Here is a 21,394-nt window from a genome sequence, read left to right on the forward strand (position 1 = left end):
CATCTCAGGGGGGTGCCCGTCGAGCCGCCGCCCGCGACACCCGCAGGGCCGGTGCCGGGGCGTGACCCGAACAGCCTCGAGCGTTCGCGCGCCAGACGACCGAGCGCGGTGGCCAGCGCCTCGGGGTCCGCCACCCGCCACGGGGCCACGGTGTCCTTGGGCCCCACCTTGATGCCCACGTCCCGAGGGCCGAGGACCGCGAGGGCGTCCTCGTCCGTGACGTCGTCACCGGCGAAGACCGTGGCGTCCGGGCAGACCGCCGAACGGATGGCGGCGAGCCCGTCCCCCTTGGTGGCACTGAGCACCGAGCACTCGAGCACGTGCTCACCGGGGGTGACCCGCAGCCCCGGCAGCCGGGAGTACTCCTGCGCCATCTCTGCCAGCGCGCGCTCCGCCTCGACCGGGTCTCGCAGGGGTCGGGTGTGGAAGGCCACGCCCGCGGGCTTGAGCTCCGTGTGGGAACCCGGGTGACGGGACACGAGACGGCGGGTGGCTACCACCGCACGGTCCAGCAGCTCGCGCTGCGGGGCGCTCAGCTCGATCCCGCTGCCGCCGTGGCCCTGGGCCGTGGGCCCGAGGTCCACCTCGGCGCCGTGCGAGCCGGAGAGGACCATGCGGCGCTGCGGGTCCACCACGGTGCGCAGGAAGTCGAGCGGGCGCCCGGAGACGACCGCCACGGTGGTGCGCGGCAGCGCCACGAGGGCATCCAGGGCCTGCTGGGCGGCCGGGAGCGGGCGGGAGTCCGCCGGGTCCTGTGTGAAGGGGGCGAGGGTGCCGTCGAAGTCCAGGGCCACGAGCAGGCAGTCAGAGGCCGCCGCAGCGGCGAGGGCCTGGGAGAGAGAATCGTCAGGAGCGGGGCCCCTGCGCCGTGCGGCAGCCACCTCGGCGGCGGAACCGGTTACTCCGCGGGCGTCAGCCATCGTGTCCCGCCCGCGCGCCGGAGCCGTCCCCGTCCGGGGCGTTGCCACCGGAGCCGCCCGCGCCGTCCTGGGAACCCTGGGCGCAGGAGCGGTCGGAACCCTGCTGGGAGCCGACGGGGCCCCCGCTGCCGGACCCGGCGGCGTCGGCGGACGAGCGGGCGTGGGACGCGAGGTCCTCCAGGAAGCGGTGGGACCAGTCCACGACGTCGTGGGTGAGGACCTGGCGGCGCATCGAGGCCATGCGCTTGCGGGCCTCCGTGGCGGGCATGTCCCGGGCGTAGAGCATGGCCTCCTTGAGGCCGTCGATGTCGTGCGGGTTCACCAGGACGGCCTGCTTGAGCTGCTCGGCGGCCCCCGTGAACTCGGAGAGCACGAGCGCGCCCGTCTTGTCCCGGCGCGCGGCCACGTACTCCTTGGCCACGAGGTTCATCCCGTCCCGCAGCGCGGTCACCAGCATGACGTCCGCGGCCAGGTAGAGCGCCACCATCTCCTCGAACGGGTAGCCGTGGTGCAGGTAGCGGATGGCCGTGTGGGAGATGGTGTCGTACTGGCCGTTGATCCGGCCCACCATGCCCTCCACGAGCTCGCGCAGCTGGCGGTAGGAGTCCACGCGCTCGCGGGACGGGCTGGCCACCTGGATCAGCACGGAGTCCTCGACGGAGAGTTCGCCGTCGTGCAGCAGCTCCCCGTACGCCTTGATGCGGTGGCGGATGCCCTTGGTGTAGTCCAGGCGATCCACGCCCAGGAAGATGGTTTCCGGGTTGCCGAGCTCCTCCCGGATCTCCCGCGCCCGGGCCTGCACCGAGGGGTCGTCGGCGAGCTCCTTGATAGAGTCCACGTCGATCGAGATGGGGTAGGACCCGGCGTTCACGGTCCAGGTGGTTTCCTCCCCGCCCGCGGTGCTCTCGCTGAACTGCGCGACCCCCTTGGTGAACTGCACCCCCAGGTACCGGCGCACGCAGCGCTGGAAGTTCTGGGCGTCCCCGGGGCGCTGGAAGCCGATCAGGTCCGCACCCGTGAGCCCCTCCAGCACGGCCTTCCGCCACGGCAGCTGGGAGAAGATCTCGGTGGGAGGGAACGGGATGTGGTTGAAGAAACCAATGGTCACGTCCGGGCGCAACCGGCGCAGCATGCGGGGCACGAGCTGCAGCTGGTAGTCCTGCACCCACACGGTGGCGCCCTCGGAAGCCGTCTGTGCGGCCATCCGGGCGAACCTCTCGTTCACACGGCGGTAGGCGTACCACCACGTGCGGTGGAACTCCGGCGAGGCGATCACGTCGTGGTACAGCGGCCACAGCGTGGCGTTCGAGAACCCCTCGTAGTACCGCTTCACCTCGAGCTCCGAGAGGGAGACCGGGACCAGGTGGAAGACGTCGTGGTCGAACGCCTCGAGCGTCTCGTCCGGCGCGCCGTGCCACCCCACCCACGCGCCCTCGCGCTGCGCCATCACGGGGGCGAGTGCGCTCACCAGCCCGCCGGGGGAGCGGCGCCACGAGCTGCTGCCGTCCTCCGCCACGTCCCGGTCCACGGGCAGCCGGTTGGAGACCACGACGAAGTCGTAGCCGTCCCGCGGGATGGCGACCTCTTCCAAAGACTGTTCTGCGCTCATGCTGGCATCCTTCCCCGGGGCGGCGTGTCCGGACCAGTCTATGTGCGCCCGGTGGCCGCGCGGCGTCGTCGTCACCGGGACCGGGACGGCTGATGCTGTGGCCCGGGGGCCGGCACCGCCATCCCCCGGACACGGTGCCCGGGCTCCGGGTGCGGGGCGCAGCGGGGCCCGCAGTGCCGCGCTCGACGCCGCACGGCGCCTCCGCGCGAGCGCGCACCCGGGAGCCGGCCGGGTCGAGACGGGCACCCCGGCCGGGTACCCTGAGGGCGGATCACCGACACCTCCGTCCCGCCCATTGGAAGGACACCAGCCCCCCATGGCTTCGAAGAACAACACCGCCGGTTCCTCGGCCGCGGACGCCCGCGAGCGCGCCCGGCAGATCGCGGACAGGCAGTCCCGGCGCAGCAGCGGCAGGCCGCTCGGACTGATCCTCGGGATCGTCGCGCTCGTGCTCGCCATCGCCCTCATCATCGGGCTCGTGGTGTGGCAGAACAGCAAGGCCAAGATCCCCGAGTCCGGGCCCGTGCCTGCGAGCGCCAACCAGTACGGCGGGATCACCCTGAACAAGGAGAGGATTGCGCAGAACACGTCCGACGTGAAGGAGCGCGACCTCTCCACCCTGCCGCCGGCCCCCGAGGAGCCGGACACGTCCAAGACCCCGCTGGGCGTGGTGAACAAGGACAAGGCCGCGACCAACGGCAAGCCCGTGCAGCTCGTGATCTTCCAGGACTTCGAGTGCGTGCACTGCGCCGACTTCGAGAAGGAGAACGCGGACGCCATCAAGAAGGCCGTGGATGCCGGCAAGGTGGAGGTGGAGTACCGCAACCTCAACTTCCTGGACAAGGCCACCCCGGACCAGTACTCGTCCCGCTCGGCGAACGCCGCCTACCTCGTGGCGGAGCAGGTCAGCCCCGACCAGTACATGGAGTTCTCCCAGGAGATGTTCACCCACCAGGGCAGCGGCGGGCTGAGCAACCAGGAGATCGCGGACATCGCCAACAAGCACGGCGCCAGCATCACCGCGGACGACCTGGACGAGAACACCTACCGGCCCATGGTCAACGTGGCCACCCGCGAGTCCGTGACCAACGGTGTGGCCGGGACCCCCTCGATCTTCGTGGACGGGGCACGGTACGAGAAGGGCAAGTTCTCGGACACCCTGCAGAAGGCCATCGACGCCAAGGACGCGAAGGCCAAGGCCTCCACGGTCAAGGACTCCAAGGCCAAGGACGAGAAGAAGAAGTAGCACCGCGGCTGCGGTCCGCCCAGCACGAGACCCCCGGTGGAGAGCATGCTCTCCACTGGGGGTCTCGTGCTGGAAGGGTGGAGCCCCCTGCCGGATTCGAACCGGCGACCCTCTGTTTACAAGACAGATGCTCTGGCCAACTGAGCTAAGGAGGCGTGCGCTGGTCCCTGTGCACCGGGGTGGCTGCCGCGAGACGGTGCAGGGACCGCTCCATGATACTGGACGAGCGGCCGCACCCGGACTCGGGTGCGGCCGCTCTCGTGTGGAGTGGGTGGGCTGGGCTACTCCTGGGAGATCTCCACGTCCGCCTGCTCCTGGCGACCGAACGCCCACAGCAGCAGCTCGGAGGGCTCACCGCGCACGATCTTCACGCGCCGGGCGTTCTTCTTGCCACCGCGTACGGACCCGAAACCAGCGGCGAGCAGGACCACGGCCTCGTTCTCCCGGCGCAGCATCAGGGGTGCGCCGAAGGAGATCATGGACCACAGGGCCTTCTGCTCGTCGTTGAGCAGCTGGCGGGGGTGCCACTGGGGCTGCGCCCGGCGGACGTCCTCGTGGTGCACGAAGAACTCGCCGGTGTTCATGCGCTTGTCCAGCGGGGACCACCGGCCGGGGGAGTGCAGTGGCGGGCGCTCCACGAGGTTCACCAACTCGTCCCACGGCAGCTGCCGGTACCGGGCGTCCACGGTCTTGGCGTGCGAGCCCAGCACGGGAATCCTGGGAGCGAACGTTCCCGGCACGGCATCCGGGCGGGCATCCCGGATGGCGAGGTGCACGGCGAGGTCCCGGGTGTTCCAGCCCTCGCACAGGGTGGGTGCCTCGGGCCCCACGCGGCGCAGCAGGGCGGCGAGGTGGCGGCGTTCGACATTGGCGAAGTTGGTCACGAGGACATCCATTCTGTGAGGCGGACCGTGACGACCACGGTAGACGGGGATCCTGCCGATTGCCACCGTCCCGGACCACCCGCGGGTGTTCCGGGGGATCAGGTGGCGGGGTCGGACTCGGCGTCCAGCTCGGGCTCGGGCGAGTTGAACTGGGCCTCGTAGAGGGCGGCGTACGCTCCGTGGGCCTCGATCAGCTGCTCGTGCGAACCCTGCTCCACGATCCGCCCGGCCCGCATCACGATGATCGTGTCCGCGTCCCGGATGGTGGACAGCCGGTGTGCGATCACGAAGGACGTGCGCTGCTCCCGCAGAGCCGCCATGGCCTTCTGCACGAGCAGCTCTGTGCGGGTGTCCACCGCGGAGGTGGCCTCGTCCAGGATCAGCAGGGACGGCTGGGAGAGGAAGGCACGCGCAATCGTGATCAGCTGCTTCTCGCCCGCGGACACGGAGGCGCCGTCCTCGGTGATCAGCGTGTCGTAGCCGTCCGGCAGGGCGCGCACGAAACGGTCCACGTACGTGGCGCGGGCCGCCTCGAGCACTTCATCGTCCGTGGCGTCCTGGCGTCCGAAGCGGATGTTCTCCATGATGGTCCCGCCGAACAGCCACGCGTCCTGGAGCACCATGCCCACCTGGGAGCGAAGGTCGCTGCGCGCGAGGTCCCGGATGTCGATGCCATCGAGTGTGATCCTGCCGCCGTCGATCTCGTAGAAGCGCAGCACGAGGTTCACCAGGGTGGTCTTGCCCGCCCCCGTGGGTCCCACGATCGCCACGGTGCGCCCGGGCTCCACGCAGAACGTGAGGTCCTCGATCATGGGGCGGGCCCCCTGGGCGAGGGCGGCCTTGTCGTAGGAGAAGTCCACGTGCTCGAAGCGCACCTCGCCGCGCAGCCGGGCGGGGAGCGTCCGCGTGGGGGTCTCGGGCTCCTGCTCGGTGGCGTCGAGCAGCTCGAACGTGCGCTCCGCGGAGGCGATGCCGGACTGCAGCTGGGTGGCCATTCCCGCCACCTGGGACAGGGGCTGGGTGAACTCGCGGGAGTACTGGATGAACGCCGTGGCGTCCCCCAGGCTCAGCTGGCCCGTGGCCACGCGCAGCCCGCCCATCACGGCGATGCCCACGTAGGAGAGGTAGGAGATGAACTGCATCACGGGCATGATCGTGCCGGAGAGGAACTGAGCGCCGAACGCGGCCCGGTAGAGCTCCTCGTTGCGCTCGTCGAACTGCGCCTGCATCTGCGCCTGACGGCCGTACGCGTGCACGAGCTCGTGGCCGGAGAACGACTCCTCGATGTGGCCGTTGAGCCGGCCGGTGGCCCGCCACTGCTGCGTGAACATCTTCTGCGAGCGGGAGCCGATCACCCCGGCGGCCACCGCGGACAGCGGCAGGGCCACGAGTGCCACCAGGGCCATCTGCCACGAGACCACGAACATCATCACGGTGATCCCCAGCACCATCAGGACGTTCTCCACGAGCTGGGAGAAGGCCTGCTGCAGCGCCGTCTGGATGTTGTCCACGTCGTTGGTCACCCGGGACATCACGTCCCCGCGCTGGCGGGTGTCGAAGTAGCTCAGGGGCAGGGCGTTGATCTTGCGCTCCACGCTCTGCCGCAGGTCGTAGACCACGCGCATGACCACCAAGTTGAGCACGTAGCCCTGCAGCCACATGAGCACGGAGGCCACGGTGTACATGGCGAGCACGGTGAGGATCAGCGTGCCCAGCCGGGTGAAGTCCACGCCCTGACCCGGCACGAGGTCCATGGCGGAGATCATGTCCGCCATGGTGTCCTGGCCCTGCGCGCGCATCCCGGCCTCCACCTGCGCCTGGGTGGTCCCCGCGGGCAGGGACCTGCCGACCACGCCCGCGAAGATCACGTCCATCGCGCGCCCCAGAACTCGTGGCGCCCACACGGTGAACACCACGGAGAGCACCACGGCGGCCACCACGAGAGCGAGCGCGGCCTTGTGGGGGGCCATGAGTTTCACGAGCCGCACGGCCGAGGGCCAGAACCGCTGCGGCTTCCTGGCCGGTTCCTGGGTCTCGCTCACAGTTCGCCTCCGGTGGTCTGGTCGGCCGAGAGCTGCGAGGTGACGATCTCCCGGTAGGTCTCGCTGTGCGCCACGAGCTCCTCGTGGGTGCCGCGGGCGATGATGCGCCCGTGCTCGAGCACGAGGATGAGGTCCGCGTCCGTGATGCTGGAGATCCGCTGGGCCACGGTGACGACCGTCGCGTGGCGGGTCACGGGGTGCAGGGCCGCGCGCAGGCGGGCGTCCGTGGCGACGTCGAGCGCTGAGAAGGAGTCGTCGAAGACGTAGACGGAGGGGCGGGCCACGAGGGCGCGGGCGATGCTGAGCCGCTGGCGCTGACCACCCGAGACGTTGGTGCCGCCCTGGGACACGGGGGAGTCCAGGCCCTGCGGCATCTCGCGGACGAAGTCCTCGGCCTGGGCCACGCGCAGGGCCTCCCACAGCTCCTCGTCCGTGGCGTCCTCGCGGCCGAAGCGCAGGTTGCTGGCCACGGTGCCGGAGAAGAGGAACGGCCGCTGGGGGACCAGTCCGATCCGCCCGGCGAGGTCCTCGGGGGCGTACTCGGTCAGGGGGACGCCGTCCAGGAGCACCTCGCCGCGGACCGGGTCCAGCAGGCGCGGGATGAGGCTCACGAGCGTGGTCTTGCCGGAACCGGTGGCGCCCACCACGGCCACCGTGCGGCCGGGCTCTGCGGAGAAGTCGATCTCGTCCAGCACGGGCTCCTCGGCGCCGGGGTAGCGGAAGGAGACATCCCGGAACTGCACCCGTCCTTTCGGACGGGGTGCGGTGGCGGGTCGGCGGGGCGGGTGCATGCTCGGCTCGGTGTCCAGCACCTCGGTGATCCGCTCGGCGCACACCACGGCGCGCGGGACCATCATGAACATGAAGGTGGCCATCATGACGGCCATGAGGATCTGCAGCATGTACTGCAGGAACGCCGTCAGCGCGCCCACCTCGATCTGGCCCTGGTCAACGCGGTGCCCGCCGAACCACAGCACCGCGGCGGTGGCCAGGTGCATGACCATGTTGATCACCGGGAACATCAGCACGAACAGCGCGCCGATCCGCAGGGAGATGTCCGTGAGGTCCTGGTTGGCCCGCTGGAAGCGCTGCGTCTCGAAGGGCTCCTTCACGAAAGCCCGGATCACCCGGATGCCGGTGATCTGCTCCCGCAGCACCCCGTTGATGCCGTCAATGCGCTCCTGCATGACGCGGAACCACGGCATGAGCCGGGAGACCACCAGGCCCAGGAGCACGCCCATCACGGGGATGGAGACCCACACCAGCCACGAGAGGCCGGCGTCCTCGCGCACCGCCATGACGATCCCGCCGACGCACATGATGGGCGCCATGACCATGAAGTTCAGCCCCATGAGGGTGAGCATCTGGACCTGCTGGACGTCGTTGGTGTTGCGGGTGATGAGCGAGGGCGCGCCGAAGGTCCCGACCTCCCGGGCGCTGAACGTGGCCACCCGGCGGTACACGCTGCCGCGCAGGTCCCGGCCGAGCCCGATGGCGGTGCGGGCGCCGCACCACACGGCCACGACGGCCGCCACCACCTGGGCGAGGGCCACCGCGAGCATCACGGAGCCCGTGCGCCAGATGTAGTCCGTGTCCCCGCGTGTCACGCCGTTGTCGATGATGCGCGCGTTGAGACTCGGCAGGTAGAGGGTGGCGATCGTGGAGAGCAGCTGGAACACGAGGACGCCCACCACCCAGGGGATGTAGGGGCGGAGAGAGGTGCGCAGCAGACGCAGCAGCATGACGGTCGATCCTGACGCAGAGCAGCGTGGCCGGAGCCGGTGACGGGCCCAATATACGCGGTGATGGAACCGGTGGATCGAGTCGATGGACCGTGCGTCATGCGACCGGATGTGGGAACAGGGGCTAGTAAAACCACATAAACAGACATAAGCTCACATCCACAGGAGCGCCACCACCGTCGCACCCGTTCGTGAGGGGACCATGTTCGCAGCAGAACGCCACGAGGAGATCGCGCGCACCGTGAGCCGCGAGCGCCGCGTCAACGGCGCGGACCTGGCCCAGCGCTTCGGCGTGACCATGGAGACCATCCGCCGGGATCTGGCGGTGCTGGAGACCGCGGGGCGGCTGCGCCGCGTGCACGGCGGGGCCGTGTCCGTGGACCAGTCCACGAGCGGTGAGCAGGGCATGGACTCCCGGCAGCGCCTGGCCACCGCCGAGAAGCACAGCATCGCGGTGAAGGCGCTCGAACTGCTGCAGCAGGCCGGAGCGGGTGCGGTGGTGCTGGACGCGGGGACCACCGTGGAGGCGCTCGCGGAGCTGCTGCTGCACCGGGACAACCGCCTGCCGAACGGCCAGGAGCAGCTGGTCATCACCCACGCCCTGCACATCGCGGCCAAGCTCGCGGACGCCGAGGGTGTGGGGCTGGAGCTGGTGGGCGGGCGGATCCGCAAGCTCACCTGGGCGGCCACGGGCTCCCGTGCGGCCCAGCACTACGACCAGCTGCGCCCGGACCTCGCGTTCGTGGGCTGCAACGGCGCCCACGCCCGCTTCGGACTCTCCACCCCGGACCCCATCGAGGCCGTGGTGAAGTCCGCGATCGTGCGGGCCGCGCGCCGGGTGGTGGTGCTGTGCGACGCCAGCAAGCAGGACCGGGAGACGCTGACCCGGTTCTGCTCCCTGGAGGAGATCGACACGTTCATCACGGACCGGGCCCCCACGGGGGAGCTGGCCCAAGCCCTCGAAGACGCCGATGTGGAAGTGGTCCTCGCATGATCATCACCGTGACCCTCAATCCGTCCGTGGACCGCACGGTGGACCTGACGGCTCCGCTGCAGCGGGGCAGGGTGCAGCGCGCGTGCGCCACCCGGCAGGATCCCGGCGGCAAGGGCGTGAACATCTCGCGCGCGCTGTCCGCGAGCGGCGTGGAGACCGTGGCGGTGGCCCCGGGTGACTCCGCGGACCCGCTGTTCACCGCGCTGGACGCGGCGGGGGTGCGCTACGACAACGTCCCCATCGGGGTGCCCGTGCGCTCCAACATCACCGTCACGGAACCGGACGGGACCACCACCAAGCTCAACGAGCCCGGCCCGGAGCTGGACGAGCACACGGTGGAGCGGATCGTGGAGCGGATCGTGCGCCGCGGCGCGAGGGCGTCCTGGCTCGTGTTCGCGGGCTCCGTTCCCCCGGGGCCGGCCCCGGACGTCTACGCCGTGATCGCGGCGCGGGTGCGCGGGGCACTGGGCGCCGCGGCGCCGTCGTACGCCCTGGACACCTCCGGCGCCCCGCTGCACGAGGCGCTCGCCCCGGGGGCCGCGGTGCTGCCGGACGTCGTCAAGCCGAACGGCCACGAACTCGCGCAGCTGCTGGGCCGCACGGACGGGGACGCCCTCGAGGCGGACCCGCTCGCGGCGGGGTCCGCGGCGCGGGACCTCGTGGCCCGCGGCGTGGGTGCGGTGCTGTGCACCCTGGGCGGCAGCGGCGCGGTGCTCGTCACCCCCGAGGGGGCGTGGCACGCCGTTCACGGGCCCGTCACGGTGCGCTCCACGGTGGGCGCCGGTGACAGCGCACTCACCGGCTACCTCGTGGCCGCCGAGCGCGGCGATGCACCCGAGGAGCGGCTGCGCCACGCCGTGGCCCACGGCTCGGCGGCCGCCTCCCTTCCCGGCACCCAGATGCCCACGGTCGCAGACACCACGCCGGAGGCCGTGCGGGTGACCGAGCTGCGCCTGCCGCCCGCCCCCTGAGACCTCTCTTCCACAGCTCCACCACCCCACCGGCCCTACTCGAGGAGCCCTGACATGTCGGATCTCATCACCCCCGGACTGGTCCTGCTGGACCGGAACCTGGGCGCGTCCACGGATCACGTGATCCGTGAGCTCGCCGCCACCGTCCACCGGGAGGAACGCGCGCGGGACGCGGACTCGCTCGCCGCGGACGCCCTCGCCCGTGAGGCCAAGAATGCGACCGGGATCCCGGGTGGCATCGGCATCCCGCACTGCCGCTCCGAGGCCGTCACGCAGGCCACCCTGGTCATGGCGCGGCTCGCCCCCGCCGTGGACTTCGGCGCCAAGGACGGTCCCGCGGACATCGTCTTCTTCATCGCGGCTCCCGCCGGAGCGGACCAGGAGCACCTCAAGCTGCTGTCCAAGCTCGCGCGCTCGCTCATGAAGAAGCCGTTCGTCGCGTCCCTGCGCGCCGCGAGCTCCCCCGAAGAGATCGTGGGCATCGTGGACCGCGCCCTGGGCCTCGCTCCGGAGGACGACGACGCCGCGCGGCCCGCGGACCAGGGCGCCGCGCCCGCGGGCACGCCCACGACGACGCCCGGTTCCGCCGCGGACGTGGCCGGCACCCCCGCCACGGCGCAGGACACCACCGCTGCCGGGCACGCCCACCGCGAGCGGCCCGTCCCGGGCGTTGCCGCGGCCGGAGCCACAGCGGTGGGTGCCGGAACCGCGGGGGGCGGCGCCGCGGCGTCGTCGTCCGAGGGGGAGTCCACCGCCGGGCATCCGGACGGTGGCCCCGGCCCGCGTCGGCTCGTGGCGGTGACCGCGTGCCCCACCGGGATCGCGCACACCTACATGGCCGCGGACGCGCTGACGAACACCGCCGGGGAGATGGGTGTGGACCTGCAGGTCGAGACGCAGGGCTCCTCGGGTGCCACGCGCCTGGACCCGCAGGTGATCGCGCGGGCGGAGGCCGTCATCTTCGCCACGGACGTGGACGTGCGCGAGCGCGGCCGGTTCGCGGGCCTGCCGTACACCGCCTCCGCCGTGAAGCGCGGGATCGACGAGCCGCGCGAGATGATCGAGGAGGCGCTCGCCGCGGCGGACGATCCGCACGCGCCCAAGGTCACCGGCGACGGCACGGAGGCCTCGGCCGCGCTGACCGCGGGCGAGGGCTGGGGCACCCGGATCCGCAAGGCCGTGATGACGGGTGTGAGCTACATGATCCCGTTCGTGGCGGCGGGTGGTCTGCTCATGGCCATGGCGTTCATGATCGCGGACCCCGTGGAAGTGGTGAAGCAGGCCGACGACATCCTCCAGACCGCCACCCTGGGCAACCTGGGGGACGTGTCCCTGGGGATGTACCTGGGGGCGGTGCTGTTCAAGATCGGCAACCTCGCCATGAGCCTGCTGGTCCCGGCGCTCGCGGGCTACATCGCGTACGGGCTCGCGGACCGGCCGGGCATCGCCCCCGGTTTCGCGGCGGGGCTCGTGGCGAACTTCATGGGCGCCGGGTTCATCGGCGGCATCGTGGGCGGTCTGCTGGCCGGGCTGTGCGCCTACTGGCTGACCCTGCCGAGGCTCCCACGCTGGCTGGGGTCCCTGATGCCCGTGGTCATCATCCCCGTGCTGGCCTCGCTGTTCGCGGGCGGGCTGCTGTTCCTGGTGGTCGGCGGGCCCATTGCCGCGTTCATGACGTGGCTGACCGGCCTGCTGTCCGGGATGAGCGGCGCGTCCGCCGTGGCCCTGGGTGCCGTGCTCGGTCTCATGATGTGCTCGGACCTGGGTGGACCCATCAACAAGGTGGCCTACTCCTTCGCCGTGGCCGGGCTGGGGGCGGCGACCGCCACGAACACGGCACCACAGGAGATCATGGCCGCCGTGATCGCCTCGGGCATGGTGGCCCCGCTGGGGCTGGCGCTGGCCTCCACGGCGCTGGGCCGGAAGTACTTCACCGCGGCCGAGCGCGAGAACGGCAAGACCTCGTGGCTGCTGGGTGCGTCCTTCATCTCCGAGGGCGCCATCCCGTTCGCCGCGGCGGACCCGCTGCGCGTGATCCCCGCCTCCATGGTGGGAGGCGCGGTCACCGGTGCCCTGTGCATGGCCTTCGGCGTCACCTCCGCCGCGCCGCACGGCGGCATCTGGATCCTGCCGGTGATCGGCGGGTGGGGCGGCTTCCTGCTCTCGATCCTGGTGGGCACCGTGATCGTCGGCGTGCTCGTGACGGTGCTCAAGCGCCTCGGAGGTGCGGAGCGGCACGCCGGTGAGGTGCCGGGGGTTCCCCAGACGCAGCAGGGCGTGGAAGCGTGAGGACCATGGACGAACAGAGCAGGCAACCGCAGCGGGAGATCCTGGACGGCGTGGGCGTGAGCCCCGGGCGCGTCATCGCACCGCTCGTGCACATGGCTCCCGCGGTGAGCGAGCCGCCCGAGGGCGAGCCGCTCACCGAGGACCCCGAGGCCGCGACCGACCGGCTCCGGGCGGCCGCGCTCGCCGTCAGGGCCGAGCTGACCGAGCGTGCCGCGCGGGCCCGCTCGGAGTCGGCCGCCGAGGTCCTCAAGGCCACCGCGCTCATGGCCGGTGACAAGGCCCTCGTGAAGAACGCCGTCAAGCTCGTGACGTCGCAGCAGCTGAGCCCGGAGCGTGCCCTGTGGCAGGCCGCCACGGCGTACGCGGACCAGATGCGGGCCATGGGCGGGTACATGGCGGAGCGCGCGGCGGACATCGAGGACGTCCGCGCCCGCCTCGTGGCCGAGCTGCGCGGCGAGGACGCCCCGGGAGTGCCCCAGCGCCGCGAGCCGTTCGTGCTCGCCGCCGAGGACCTCGCGCCGGCGGACACCGCCGTGCTGGACCCGGACGTGGTGCTCGCACTCGTCACGGTCTCCGGCGGGCCGCAGTCCCACACCGCCATCCTGGCGCGCAACCTGGGGCTGCCCGCCGTCGTCGCGGTGCAGGGCGTCCTGGACCTCGACGCCGGCACGCCGGTCTTCGTGGACGGGGCCGCGGGCACCGTGGTCACCGCTCCCGGCGAGACCGAGGCGGAGGCCGTGGCCGCGTGGCGGCGCACCGCCGAGCGGCTCGCGTCCTTCGACGGCCACGGTGCGCTCTCGGACGGCACACCCGTGCCGCTGCTGGCCAACGTGGGCACGGGCGACGACGCCCGGGCGGCGGCGGAGGCCGGCGCCCAGGGTGTGGGGCTGCTGCGCACCGAGTTCTGCTTCCTGGGCCGGGACGCCGAGCCCACCGTGGAGGAGCAGACCGCGGCGTACGCGGAGGTCTTCGCGGCGTTCGGGGACCGCAAGGTGGTGGTGCGCACGCTGGACGCGGGCGCGGACAAGCCCCTGCCGTTCCTCACGGACGCCGAGGAGCCCAACCCGGCGCTGGGCGTGCGCGGCTACCGCACGGACTGGACCACCCCCGGTGTGCTGGCGCGCCAGCTCGAGGCGATCGCCGCGGCCCGGGAGGGCAGCGGGGCGGAGGTGTGGGTCATGGCCCCCATGATCGCCACGGTGTCCGAGGCGGTGCACTTCCAGGAGCTCGCGCACGAGGCGGGGCTGCCGGTGTGCGGTGTCATGGTGGAGACACCGGCCGCGGCACTCACGGCCGAGCAGATCCTGGACCGCGTGGACTTCGTCTCGCTCGGCACGAACGACCTCACCCAGTACACGATGGCGGCGGACCGGATGCTCGGCTCCCTGGCCGAGCTGAACTCCCCGTGGCAGCCCGCCGTGCTGCGGATGGTGGAGTGCGTGACGCGCGGCGCGGCGGCGTCGGGCACCACGAGCGGAACGCACAAGAGCGTGGGGGTGTGTGGTGAAGCCGCCGCGGACCCCGCGCTGGCCGTGGTGCTCGTGGGGCTGGGCGTGGACACGCTCTCCATGAGCCCCCGCTCGCTCGCCGCGGTCGCCACCGTGCTCGCGAGCGTGGACGCCACCGAGGCGCGGCGGCTCGCGGTACTCGCCCTGGAGGCCACGAGCGCCTCCGAGGCCAGGGACGCGGTGCGGGCGCAGCTGCCCGTGCTCGCGGAGCTGGGGCTGTGACCCCGTTCCACACTGACCCGTTCCACCACCGACCCGACCCGACAACCAACCTGACCAGGAGCTGACATGACCGAACGCACCGCCACCGTGGCCTCCCGAGTGGGCCTGCACGCCCGCCCCGCAGCGATCTTCGCCGAGGCGGCAGGGGAGTACGAGAACCTCGAGATCACCATCCGCGCGGAGGGCGAGGATGCCGAGGAGGGCATGGACGCCTCCTCGGTGCTCTCCCTGATGTCCCTGGGCGCGTCCCACGGGGACAGGGTGGTCCTGGCCGCCGAGGGCCACGGTGCCGAGGAGGCGCTCGAGCACCTCGCCGGGATCATCGAGACGGACCTCGACGCGGACTGAGCGACCCCGCGTGACCGAGCGCCGGGTGCCCCTCGCGGGTGCCCGGCGCTCCGTCGTGTCCGGGGCCTCCGCGGGTGGTCGCCGGGTGCGGCCGCGGCGGTGGGTGGGGCCCGCGTCGCACGGCGGGACGGAGGGTGCGCGGCGTCGGGCGGGGGTACGGTGTCCCCATGGTGCGACTTCTGATCCTCGGTGGCCTCACACTGGCCACCCTCGCCACGGTGCTCGCGGCCGTGCTCGGTCCCTGGGGATGGTGGATCCCCGCTGCCGTCTTCCTCCTGCTGCTCCTCGTGGGTGTGCGCGACGCCACCCAGCGCAAGCACTCCGTCCTGCGCAACTTCCCGGTGCTCGGCCACATGCGGTTCTTCCTGGAGAAGATCCGCCCCGAGATCCAGCAGTACTTCATCGAGCGCAACTACGACGGCAAGCCGTTCGACCGGGACCAGCGCTCCCTGGTCTACTCCCGCGCCAAGGGCTTCAAGGGGGACAAGGCGTTCGGCACGGAGCTGGACGTCAACGAGCCCGGCTACGAGTACTTCGTGCAGTCGGTGGCCCCCCGGGCGGCCCCGAAGGACGAGCACCGGGTGCGACTGGGCGGGCCGGACTGCCGGCAGCCCTACGACGCCTCCCTGCTCAACATCTCCGCCATGAGCTTCGGTTCGCTGTCGAAGAATGCCGTTCTGGCCATGAACAAGGGTGCCGCCAAGGGCGGTTTCGCCCAGGAGACGGGAGAGGGCGGTCTCACGAAGTACCACTTGGCCCACGACGCGGACATCATCTGGGAGTTCGGCTCCGGCTACTTCGGCACCCGGGACGCGGACGGGCACTTCGACCCCGAGATCTTCCGGGAGAAGGCCAACCTCCCACAGGTCAAGGCCGTGAACATCAAGCTCTCCCAGGGGGCCAAGCCCGGACTGGGAGGTGTGCTTCCGGGTGCCAAGGTGACCCAGGAGATCGCCGAGGCCCGCGGGGTGCCCGAGGGTCAGACCTGCATCTCCCCGGCCAGCCACTCCGCGTTCACCACACCCCGTGAGCTCGTGCGGTTCCTGGCGCAGCTGCGGGAGCTCTCCAACGGCAAGCCCGTGGGGTTCAAGCTCTGCGTGGGCTCCCGCGTGGAGTTCCTGGCCATCTGCAAGGCCATGATCGAGGAGGGCGTGACACCGGACTTCATCATCGTGGATGGCGCCGAGGGCGGGACGGGAGCGGCACCCCTGGAGTACCAGGACCACGTGGGCACACCCCTGGTGGAGGGCCTGATCCTGGTGCACAACGCGCTCGTGGGCGCCGGGCTGCGGGACCGGATCAAGCTCGGCTGCGCCGGGAAGATCACCTCGGGCCACGACATCGTGCGCCACATCATCCAGGGCGCGGACTTCTGCATGAGCGCCCGCGCCATGATGATGGCCGTGGGCTGCATCCAGGCGCAGGCGTGCCACACCAACAAGTGCCCCGTGGGCGTCACCACCCAGGACCCCCGGCTGTACCGCGCCCTGGACGTCGAGGACAAGGGCGACCGCGTGGAGCGCTACCACCGCCTCACCGTGGAGGAGGCCGGGCAGATCATCTCCACCATGGGCTGCGACCACCCCGAGGAGCTCACGCGCGAGATGCTGCGCCGCAAGGTCACGGCCACCCAGAGCATCTCCTACGAGTCCCTCTACCAGTGGCTCACCCCCGGGCAGCTGTTCGAGGGTGTGGAGGGCGGCTGGGGCGAGGACTGGGACTACGCGGACCCGGACCGCTTCACGGCCGGGCACCCCGGCAAGTACGTGTTCAACGACCGCGGGCCGCTCTCGCCCGGCGGGGTGGTCCCCGCTGCGGACCGGAAGTACGCGCTCGCGGGCGCGGGCGTCCGGGCCGGGGGCGGTCCCGGCCCAGGGCCGGCCCTCCGGGATGACGACGGCGCCCGGGCCGCGGGCGGCGTCGTCGCCGGACCCGGAGCGGCCGGGCAGCGCACGCCGAGCCCGGCCGCGGCCGAGGCGGCTGCCGAGACCCCGGGTGAGTCGACCCCGGGAACGAGCACCCGCCCCGAGGGCGAGCCCGGAACCGCACCGGGCGCGCAGCACACCCTGCGGGATCCGGCACCGGAACCGGGCAACGTGGACCCGGACGACGACTCCCGCACCCGCAACCCCGGGCTCGCCTGAGCCGGGCGGGATACCATGTGAGGCGGCGTGCGCCCCCGGGCCGCGCCGCCCTTCGACCGAGCACGTCCGCGGCACAGGATTGAGAGAGCCTTGCGAGAATTCACTGCACGATTTGCCACCGCCCAGGAAGTGTCCGAGTGGGACGAGCACGTCACGGCCAATCCATCGGGCGGCAACCTGCTGCAGTCGGAGGCGTTCGCGCAGGTCAAGAAGGACCACGGGTGGACGCCGCGTCACGTGGTCTACGAACCCTCGGACGGGTCCCAGCCCAGCTACAACCTGGTCCTGGAGAAGTCCGTCCCGGCCCTGGGCAAGCTCTGGTACATGATCAAGGGACCGGACGTGGAGTCGGTGGAGGACATGCCCGGCATCGTGGCCGCGAACGAGCGCTTCGTGGCCGGTGCCGCCAAGGGCGTGTTCGCCATCAAGTACGAGCCCGAGATCCTCGCCTCCGACTACGCGGCGGGCGTGCTGGCCCGGTGCGGGCTCGTGAAGTCCTTCGAGATCCAGCCCAACGACTCCACGGCCGTCCTGGACACGGACATGGATGAGAAGGCCCTGCTGAAGTCCCTGCACTCGCGCGGGCGCAACGCGGTGCGCCGCGCCACCCGCGAGGGCTGCGAGGTGGAGCAGGTCCCGCTCACCGAGGAGAACATGCGCGCCATGTACGCCCTCATGGACACCGTGGGCCAGGGTCACGCGCACGTGAACCTGCGCTCCTACGAGTACTACCGGGCGTTCTGGACCAACTTCGCCGAGCGCGGCCAGGGCCGGCTGTACTTCACCTACGAGGACGGCAAGCCCTCCGTGGGCGCCTACGTGATCGCCTACGGCCGCAAGGGCACCTACAAGGACGGCGGCTCCACCCCGCGGCGCAGGCAGTACGGGGACTCCCACCTGGTGCAGTGGAGCGCCATCACGGATCTGAAGCGGGACCACGGGATCACCCAGTACGACTTCTGCGGCACCCCGCCCTCGGACCAGCTCAAGAACAAGGAGCACCACTACTACGGCCTGGGCCTCTTCAAGACGAGCTTCACCAAGACTGTCGTGGACTACGCAGGAGTCTGGGACCAGCCGCTCAGCCGTGCGAAATACGCTGTGTGGACCAACCTGGCGGAGAAGGTCCAGCGCCAGCTCTGGGTGCGCCGCACGGGGCAGCCGTTCTACTGAGCGGCCGGCTTCCGGTCGACGCGCCCGGCGGCACCACCGCCGGCGCCTGATGGACGCGCCCTGACGCGCCCGCCACACCAGTTCCGAGCAGTGCCCGCGGCGGCAGGGAAGGTTCATCCGACGTGAGCGTGACCGAACAGTTGACCCGCATGGCCCACCAGGGCTATCCCTCCTCCGGGGAGGGGACCGAGTCCTCCGGTGTGGAGGACCTGCCGTTCGGCCCCGGCGGGGACACGGCGCTGCGGGAGGCCGTGCGGCCCACCACGCCGCGGCGCCGCCCGCGCCCCCTGCCCCGCCCCACCGAGGAGCAGGCCGCACGCGCCGAGCTGCGCAGCTCGGCCGCCCACCCGTACACCGGCCCCCGGACGGCCGCGACGCCGCGGACCACGGGGAGCCGCCCTCTCCGCACGGGCCAGTCCGCCCCGGCCGGTTCCCCGCAGGCCACGGCACTGCCCGTGCTCACCCCGGGTCAGATCGCCGCCGACCGCGCGGGCCAGGGGCACCGCGCGGGGGTTTCCGCCGCTCTCACCGAGCCGGTCAGCACGGCCTCCCGGCGCGGAGCTGCCCCCGCGGCGTCGCCGGTGGAGCGCCCGGAGACGGTGGAGCACGAGATCGCCCCGGCCACCACGGCCATCCCGCGCGGCCAGTACCCGGCCGCGCGCGTGGAGCCCCCGGCCGCACCGAAGTCCCTGTTCCGCTCTCTCGTGGCGGGCGACGCCGCTCCCACGGCTCCCATGCGGGTGCTGGACCGGCTCACGGCCACCCCGTTCCAGAACCTGCGCAAGTTCGGGGACGGCACGGACCGGCAGGCCCGGCGCACCCTGAACTTCGCGCTGCGCCTGGCGGAGACCATGTTCCACTACGGGGCGGACGCCCTGGACGTGGAGAACGCGATCATCGCGGTGTGCGCCACCTACGGGGTGGAGAACCTGGAGGTGGACATCACCAACCAGTCGGTGACCATCAACTACGTCGCGGAGACCACGCCCACCGGCAAGCTCGTGGCCGCGGGCCAGGGTGCCTCGGCGGAGTCCGGTGCCTCCGAGGACCGCACCGCGTCCTTCGCGGGGACTCCCGGGACCACGGGGGAGCGGCGGGAACCGGGCGCGCCGCGCACGGGCGAGGACCCGTGGGGCGACTCGCTGAGCTCCAGCCACACCGTGATGCGCGTGGTGCGCTCCTGGACGGACAACTACTCCGGGTTGGCGGACTCCCACCAGCTCGTCACCCGGATCATCGAGGGCGAGATGCCCCTGCGCAAGGCCGAGCGCGAGCTCGCGGCGATCAACGCCCGCCCCAAGCCCTACGCCCGCTGGATGGTGGCGGCAGCCACGGTGATCGCGGCGGGGACCCTCGCCCTCGCGCTGGGAGCGTCGTTCGCGGGTGCCCTCGTGGCCGTGGGCTCGGCCACGGTGGTGCAGTTCGTCACGGGCAAGTTGGCGGCGTGGCGCATCCCCGAGTTCTTCTCCCTGGCGGCCAACGCGTTCGTGGTCACGCTGATCGCCATCGTCGTCTCCGCGCTCGGGGTGGAGCTCTCCCCGCCCAAGGTCATCGCGGGCGGGCTCATCATGCTGCTGCCCACCACGCGCATGGTCTCCACCATGCAGGACGCGATCAACGGGTTCCCGGTCACGGCCGCCGGGCGGCTGCTCTCCACGGCCATGGCGTTCCTGGGCATCGTGGCCGGGATCGCCCTGGGGGTCTCCACCACGGTGAACCTGGCGGGAGCACCGCCGATCGACGTCTCGCAGTCGAGCTTCACCCCCACGGGCGTGCTCACCAACATCGTGTTCATGCTGATCTCCACCGCCCTGATCGCGGTGACCATGCAGGTCAAGCCGCGGCACGTCCCCCCGGCGCTCGTGGCGGCCGCCGTGGGACTGCTCTTCTACCACGGGGCCGCGGCGCTCGGCGCGGGCAGCCGGATCGGCACGGGACTCGGCGCGGTGACCAGCGGCTGCGTGGCCGCCCTGTTCGCGGCGCGCTCCCGGATTCCCCAGGCGGTGCTGGCCATCCCCGCCATGACGTTCCTGCTCCCGGGGCTCACCCTGTTCCGGGGGATGTACGCGCTGACCGTGGAGACCCCGTCCTCGGGGCAGGGCATCACGGAGCTGGTCAACGCCATGGCGTCGATCGTGCTGCTGGCCGCGGGCGTGGTGCTCGCCAAGTACCTGATGCGCCCGTTCATCGAGCAGATGCAGCACCTCTCCCAGCGGCGGAACCGGCGCCGCTGACGTCGCACGGCGGCGCGGGTGCCGTGCCCTCAGCCCCGGGGAACCCCGTCCGGCAGCCGCCAGTCCACGGGCTCCGCCCCCTGCTCCCGCAGCAGGTCGTTGACGCGGGAGAACGGGCGGGAGCCGAAGAACCCCCGGGACGCGGACAGGGGCGAGGGGTGTGCGGACTCCACGGTGGGGGCTCCACCCAGCCATGCGGCGGTGCCCCGGGCATCCCGGCCCCACAGGACGGCCACGAGCGGCTGCCCGCGCTCGCCGAGCACTCGGATGGCACGCTCCGTGACCTCCTCCCACCCCTTCCCGCGGTGGGATGCCGGGGAGCCCGCCTGCACCGTGAGCACCCTGTTGAGCAGCATCACGCCCTGACCGGACCACGAGGACAGGTCCCCGTGCGCGGGTGGTTCGACCCCGAGGTCCGCGTGCAGCTCCTTGTAGATGTTCTGCAGGGACCGCGGCACGGGGCGCACGTCCGGCGCCACCGAGAACGAGAGCCCCATGGCGTGCCCGGGCGTGGGGTAGGGGTCCTGGCCCACCACCAGCACCTTGACGGCTGCCATGGGCTCCTGGAACGCGCGGAAGATCCGCTCCCCGGCGGGCAGGGTGTGGCGCCCCGCGGCGTGCTCCGCGCGCAGGAACTCACCCATCTCGCGGATCCGCGGCTCCACCGGCGCCAGGGCCTCCGCCCAGTCCTGGTGCATGATCTCGTGCAGCGGGCGCGGGGTGCTCACGGCGGTCCTCCTGGGGCTCGACGGCGCACAGCCGGGTCCGCGGCGCGCGCTAGGGTTGAGCCCATGTCTACCACGGGAGAGGATCTCGACGAGCTCGACCGCGCCGTCCTGGAGCTCGAGGCCCAGCACTGGAAGTACCGGGGTGCGAAGGAGTCCGCGATCCGCGCCCGGCTGGGGCTCAGCCCCGTCCACTACTACCAGCGGCTCAACTCCCTGGTCTCCTCCGAGGCGGCCGCCCGGCACGCGCCCATGCTGATCGCCCGGCTGCGACGCGCGCGGGAGCGCTGAGCGCCGGACGCGTGCCGGGGGCCAGCATCCGGAGGGGTGCCGTGGTGTCCCG

The 21,394-nt window shown here is 71.9% G+C and carries 16 protein-coding genes and 1 tRNA gene; 10 read left to right on the forward strand and 7 right to left on the reverse strand.

Features of this window, described 5'->3' with window-relative positions:
- Together otsB and CWC38_RS04045 are read right to left on the reverse strand one after the other, a co-directional pair.
- A partial coding sequence (gene otsB, locus CWC38_RS04040) for a trehalose-phosphatase (RefSeq protein ID WP_121845563.1) occupies positions 1–920 on the reverse strand: 920 nt, incomplete at its 3' end.
- Positions 913–2,529, reverse strand: a complete 1,617-nt coding sequence (locus CWC38_RS04045; RefSeq protein WP_240625039.1) for an alpha,alpha-trehalose-phosphate synthase (UDP-forming) — start codon at positions 2,527–2,529, stop codon at positions 913–915. The genes CWC38_RS04045 and otsB, both read right to left, overlap by 8 nt.
- 316 nt (positions 2,530–2,845) lie before the next feature.
- Here CWC38_RS04045 and CWC38_RS04050 point away from each other — a divergent pair, with 316 nt between their 5' ends.
- The gene (locus tag CWC38_RS04050; RefSeq protein ID WP_121845544.1) at positions 2,846–3,775 is read left to right on the forward strand and encodes a DsbA family protein; all 930 of its coding nucleotides are present in this window, start codon (positions 2,846–2,848) and stop codon (positions 3,773–3,775) included.
- Between the two features lie 78 nt (positions 3,776–3,853).
- Here CWC38_RS04050 and CWC38_RS04055 read toward each other — a convergent pair.
- The 4 genes from CWC38_RS04055 to CWC38_RS04070 all read right to left on the reverse strand — a co-directional run bounded on the left by CWC38_RS04055 (position 3,854) and on the right by CWC38_RS04070 (position 8,443).
- Positions 3,854–3,930: transfer RNA gene (locus tag CWC38_RS04055), tRNA-Thr, on the reverse strand.
- A 126-nt stretch (positions 3,931–4,056) separates the two neighbouring features.
- Positions 4,057–4,659, reverse strand: coding sequence for a TIGR03085 family metal-binding protein (locus CWC38_RS04060; RefSeq protein ID WP_165860335.1), 603 nt, complete (start codon positions 4,657–4,659; stop codon positions 4,057–4,059).
- A 98-nt stretch (positions 4,660–4,757) separates the two neighbouring features.
- The gene (locus CWC38_RS04065) at positions 4,758–6,701 is read right to left on the reverse strand and encodes an ABC transporter ATP-binding protein (protein WP_121845546.1); all 1,944 of its coding nucleotides are present in this window, start codon (positions 6,699–6,701) and stop codon (positions 4,758–4,760) included.
- A complete protein-coding gene (locus tag CWC38_RS04070; protein ID WP_121845547.1) occupies positions 6,698–8,443 on the reverse strand; it encodes an ABC transporter ATP-binding protein in 1,746 nt (581 codons plus the stop codon). Before CWC38_RS04070 ends, CWC38_RS04065 begins: the two co-directional genes overlap by 4 nt.
- 202 nt (positions 8,444–8,645) lie before the next feature.
- On the opposite strand from CWC38_RS04070, the gene CWC38_RS04075 reads away from it, so the two are divergent.
- The 8 genes from CWC38_RS04075 to CWC38_RS04110 all read left to right on the forward strand — a co-directional run bounded on the left by CWC38_RS04075 (position 8,646) and on the right by CWC38_RS04110 (position 20,326).
- Positions 8,646–9,437 (forward strand): DeoR/GlpR family DNA-binding transcription regulator, encoded by a 792-nt coding sequence (locus CWC38_RS04075; RefSeq protein ID WP_121845548.1) that lies wholly within the window; start codon positions 8,646–8,648, stop codon positions 9,435–9,437.
- Positions 9,434–10,408 (forward strand): 1-phosphofructokinase family hexose kinase, encoded by a 975-nt coding sequence (locus CWC38_RS04080; RefSeq protein WP_121845549.1) that lies wholly within the window; start codon positions 9,434–9,436, stop codon positions 10,406–10,408. The genes CWC38_RS04075 and CWC38_RS04080 overlap by 4 nt, the downstream gene beginning before the upstream one ends.
- Before the next feature lie 54 nt (positions 10,409–10,462).
- Positions 10,463–12,697: a PTS fructose transporter subunit IIABC gene (locus CWC38_RS04085; RefSeq protein WP_121845550.1), complete on the forward strand. Its 2,235-nt coding sequence runs from the start codon at positions 10,463–10,465 to the stop codon at positions 12,695–12,697.
- A gap of 5 nt (positions 12,698–12,702) precedes the next feature.
- Positions 12,703–14,427: a phosphoenolpyruvate--protein phosphotransferase gene (gene ptsP, locus CWC38_RS04090; RefSeq protein WP_121845551.1), complete on the forward strand. Its 1,725-nt coding sequence runs from the start codon at positions 12,703–12,705 to the stop codon at positions 14,425–14,427.
- A gap of 66 nt (positions 14,428–14,493) precedes the next feature.
- The gene (locus CWC38_RS04095; RefSeq protein WP_121845552.1) at positions 14,494–14,775 is read left to right on the forward strand and encodes an HPr family phosphocarrier protein; all 282 of its coding nucleotides are present in this window, start codon (positions 14,494–14,496) and stop codon (positions 14,773–14,775) included.
- Between the two features lie 167 nt (positions 14,776–14,942).
- Positions 14,943–16,919, forward strand: a complete 1,977-nt coding sequence (locus CWC38_RS04100) for an FMN-binding glutamate synthase family protein (protein WP_121845553.1) — start codon at positions 14,943–14,945, stop codon at positions 16,917–16,919.
- Positions 16,920–17,009: 90 nt separating this feature from the next.
- Positions 17,010–18,092 (forward strand): lipid II:glycine glycyltransferase FemX, encoded by a 1,083-nt coding sequence (locus tag CWC38_RS04105; RefSeq protein ID WP_121845554.1) that lies wholly within the window; start codon positions 17,010–17,012, stop codon positions 18,090–18,092.
- Between the two features lie 122 nt (positions 18,093–18,214).
- Positions 18,215–20,326: a threonine/serine exporter family protein gene (locus CWC38_RS04110; protein ID WP_121845555.1), complete on the forward strand. Its 2,112-nt coding sequence runs from the start codon at positions 18,215–18,217 to the stop codon at positions 20,324–20,326.
- 29 nt (positions 20,327–20,355) lie between these two features.
- Here the strand turns inward: CWC38_RS04110 and CWC38_RS04115 are convergent, their stop codons facing one another.
- Positions 20,356–21,054, reverse strand: a complete 699-nt coding sequence (locus CWC38_RS04115; RefSeq protein ID WP_121845556.1) for a uracil-DNA glycosylase — start codon at positions 21,052–21,054, stop codon at positions 20,356–20,358.
- A gap of 63 nt (positions 21,055–21,117) precedes the next feature.
- Here CWC38_RS04115 and CWC38_RS12555 point away from each other — a divergent pair, with 63 nt between their 5' ends.
- Positions 21,118–21,342 (forward strand): DUF3263 domain-containing protein, encoded by a 225-nt coding sequence (locus CWC38_RS12555; protein WP_121845557.1) that lies wholly within the window; start codon positions 21,118–21,120, stop codon positions 21,340–21,342.
- The last annotated feature ends 52 nt before the right edge of the window (positions 21,343–21,394 follow it).

Source organism: Kocuria tytonicola, assembly GCF_003687455.1.
In the GTDB taxonomy this organism is placed as follows: Bacteria; Actinomycetota; Actinomycetes; order Actinomycetales; family Micrococcaceae; genus Kocuria; species Kocuria tytonicola.

Bases quoted from the DNA above. Each gene is read 5' to 3' on its own strand.
- CWC38_RS04080 (WP_121845549.1), top strand. From the start codon at position 9,434: ATGATCATCACCGTGACCCTCAATCCGTCCGTGGACCGCACGGTGGAC.
- CWC38_RS04075 (WP_121845548.1), top strand. From the start codon at position 8,646: ATGTTCGCAGCAGAACGCCACGAGGAGATCGCGCGCACCGTGAGCCGC.
- CWC38_RS12555 (WP_121845557.1), top strand. From the start codon at position 21,118: ATGTCTACCACGGGAGAGGATCTCGACGAGCTCGACCGCGCCGTCCTG.
- ptsP (WP_121845551.1), top strand. From the start codon at position 12,703: ATGGACGAACAGAGCAGGCAACCGCAGCGGGAGATCCTGGACGGCGTG.
- CWC38_RS04045 (WP_240625039.1), bottom strand. From the start codon at position 2,529: ATGAGCGCAGAACAGTCTTTGGAAGAGGTCGCCATCCCGCGGGACGGC.
- CWC38_RS04095 (WP_121845552.1), top strand. From the start codon at position 14,494: ATGACCGAACGCACCGCCACCGTGGCCTCCCGAGTGGGCCTGCACGCC.
- CWC38_RS04070 (WP_121845547.1), bottom strand. From the start codon at position 8,443: ATGCTGCTGCGTCTGCTGCGCACCTCTCTCCGCCCCTACATCCCCTGG.
- CWC38_RS04050 (WP_121845544.1), top strand. From the start codon at position 2,846: ATGGCTTCGAAGAACAACACCGCCGGTTCCTCGGCCGCGGACGCCCGC.
- CWC38_RS04100 (WP_121845553.1), top strand. From the start codon at position 14,943: ATGGTGCGACTTCTGATCCTCGGTGGCCTCACACTGGCCACCCTCGCC.
- CWC38_RS04085 (WP_121845550.1), top strand. From the start codon at position 10,463: ATGTCGGATCTCATCACCCCCGGACTGGTCCTGCTGGACCGGAACCTG.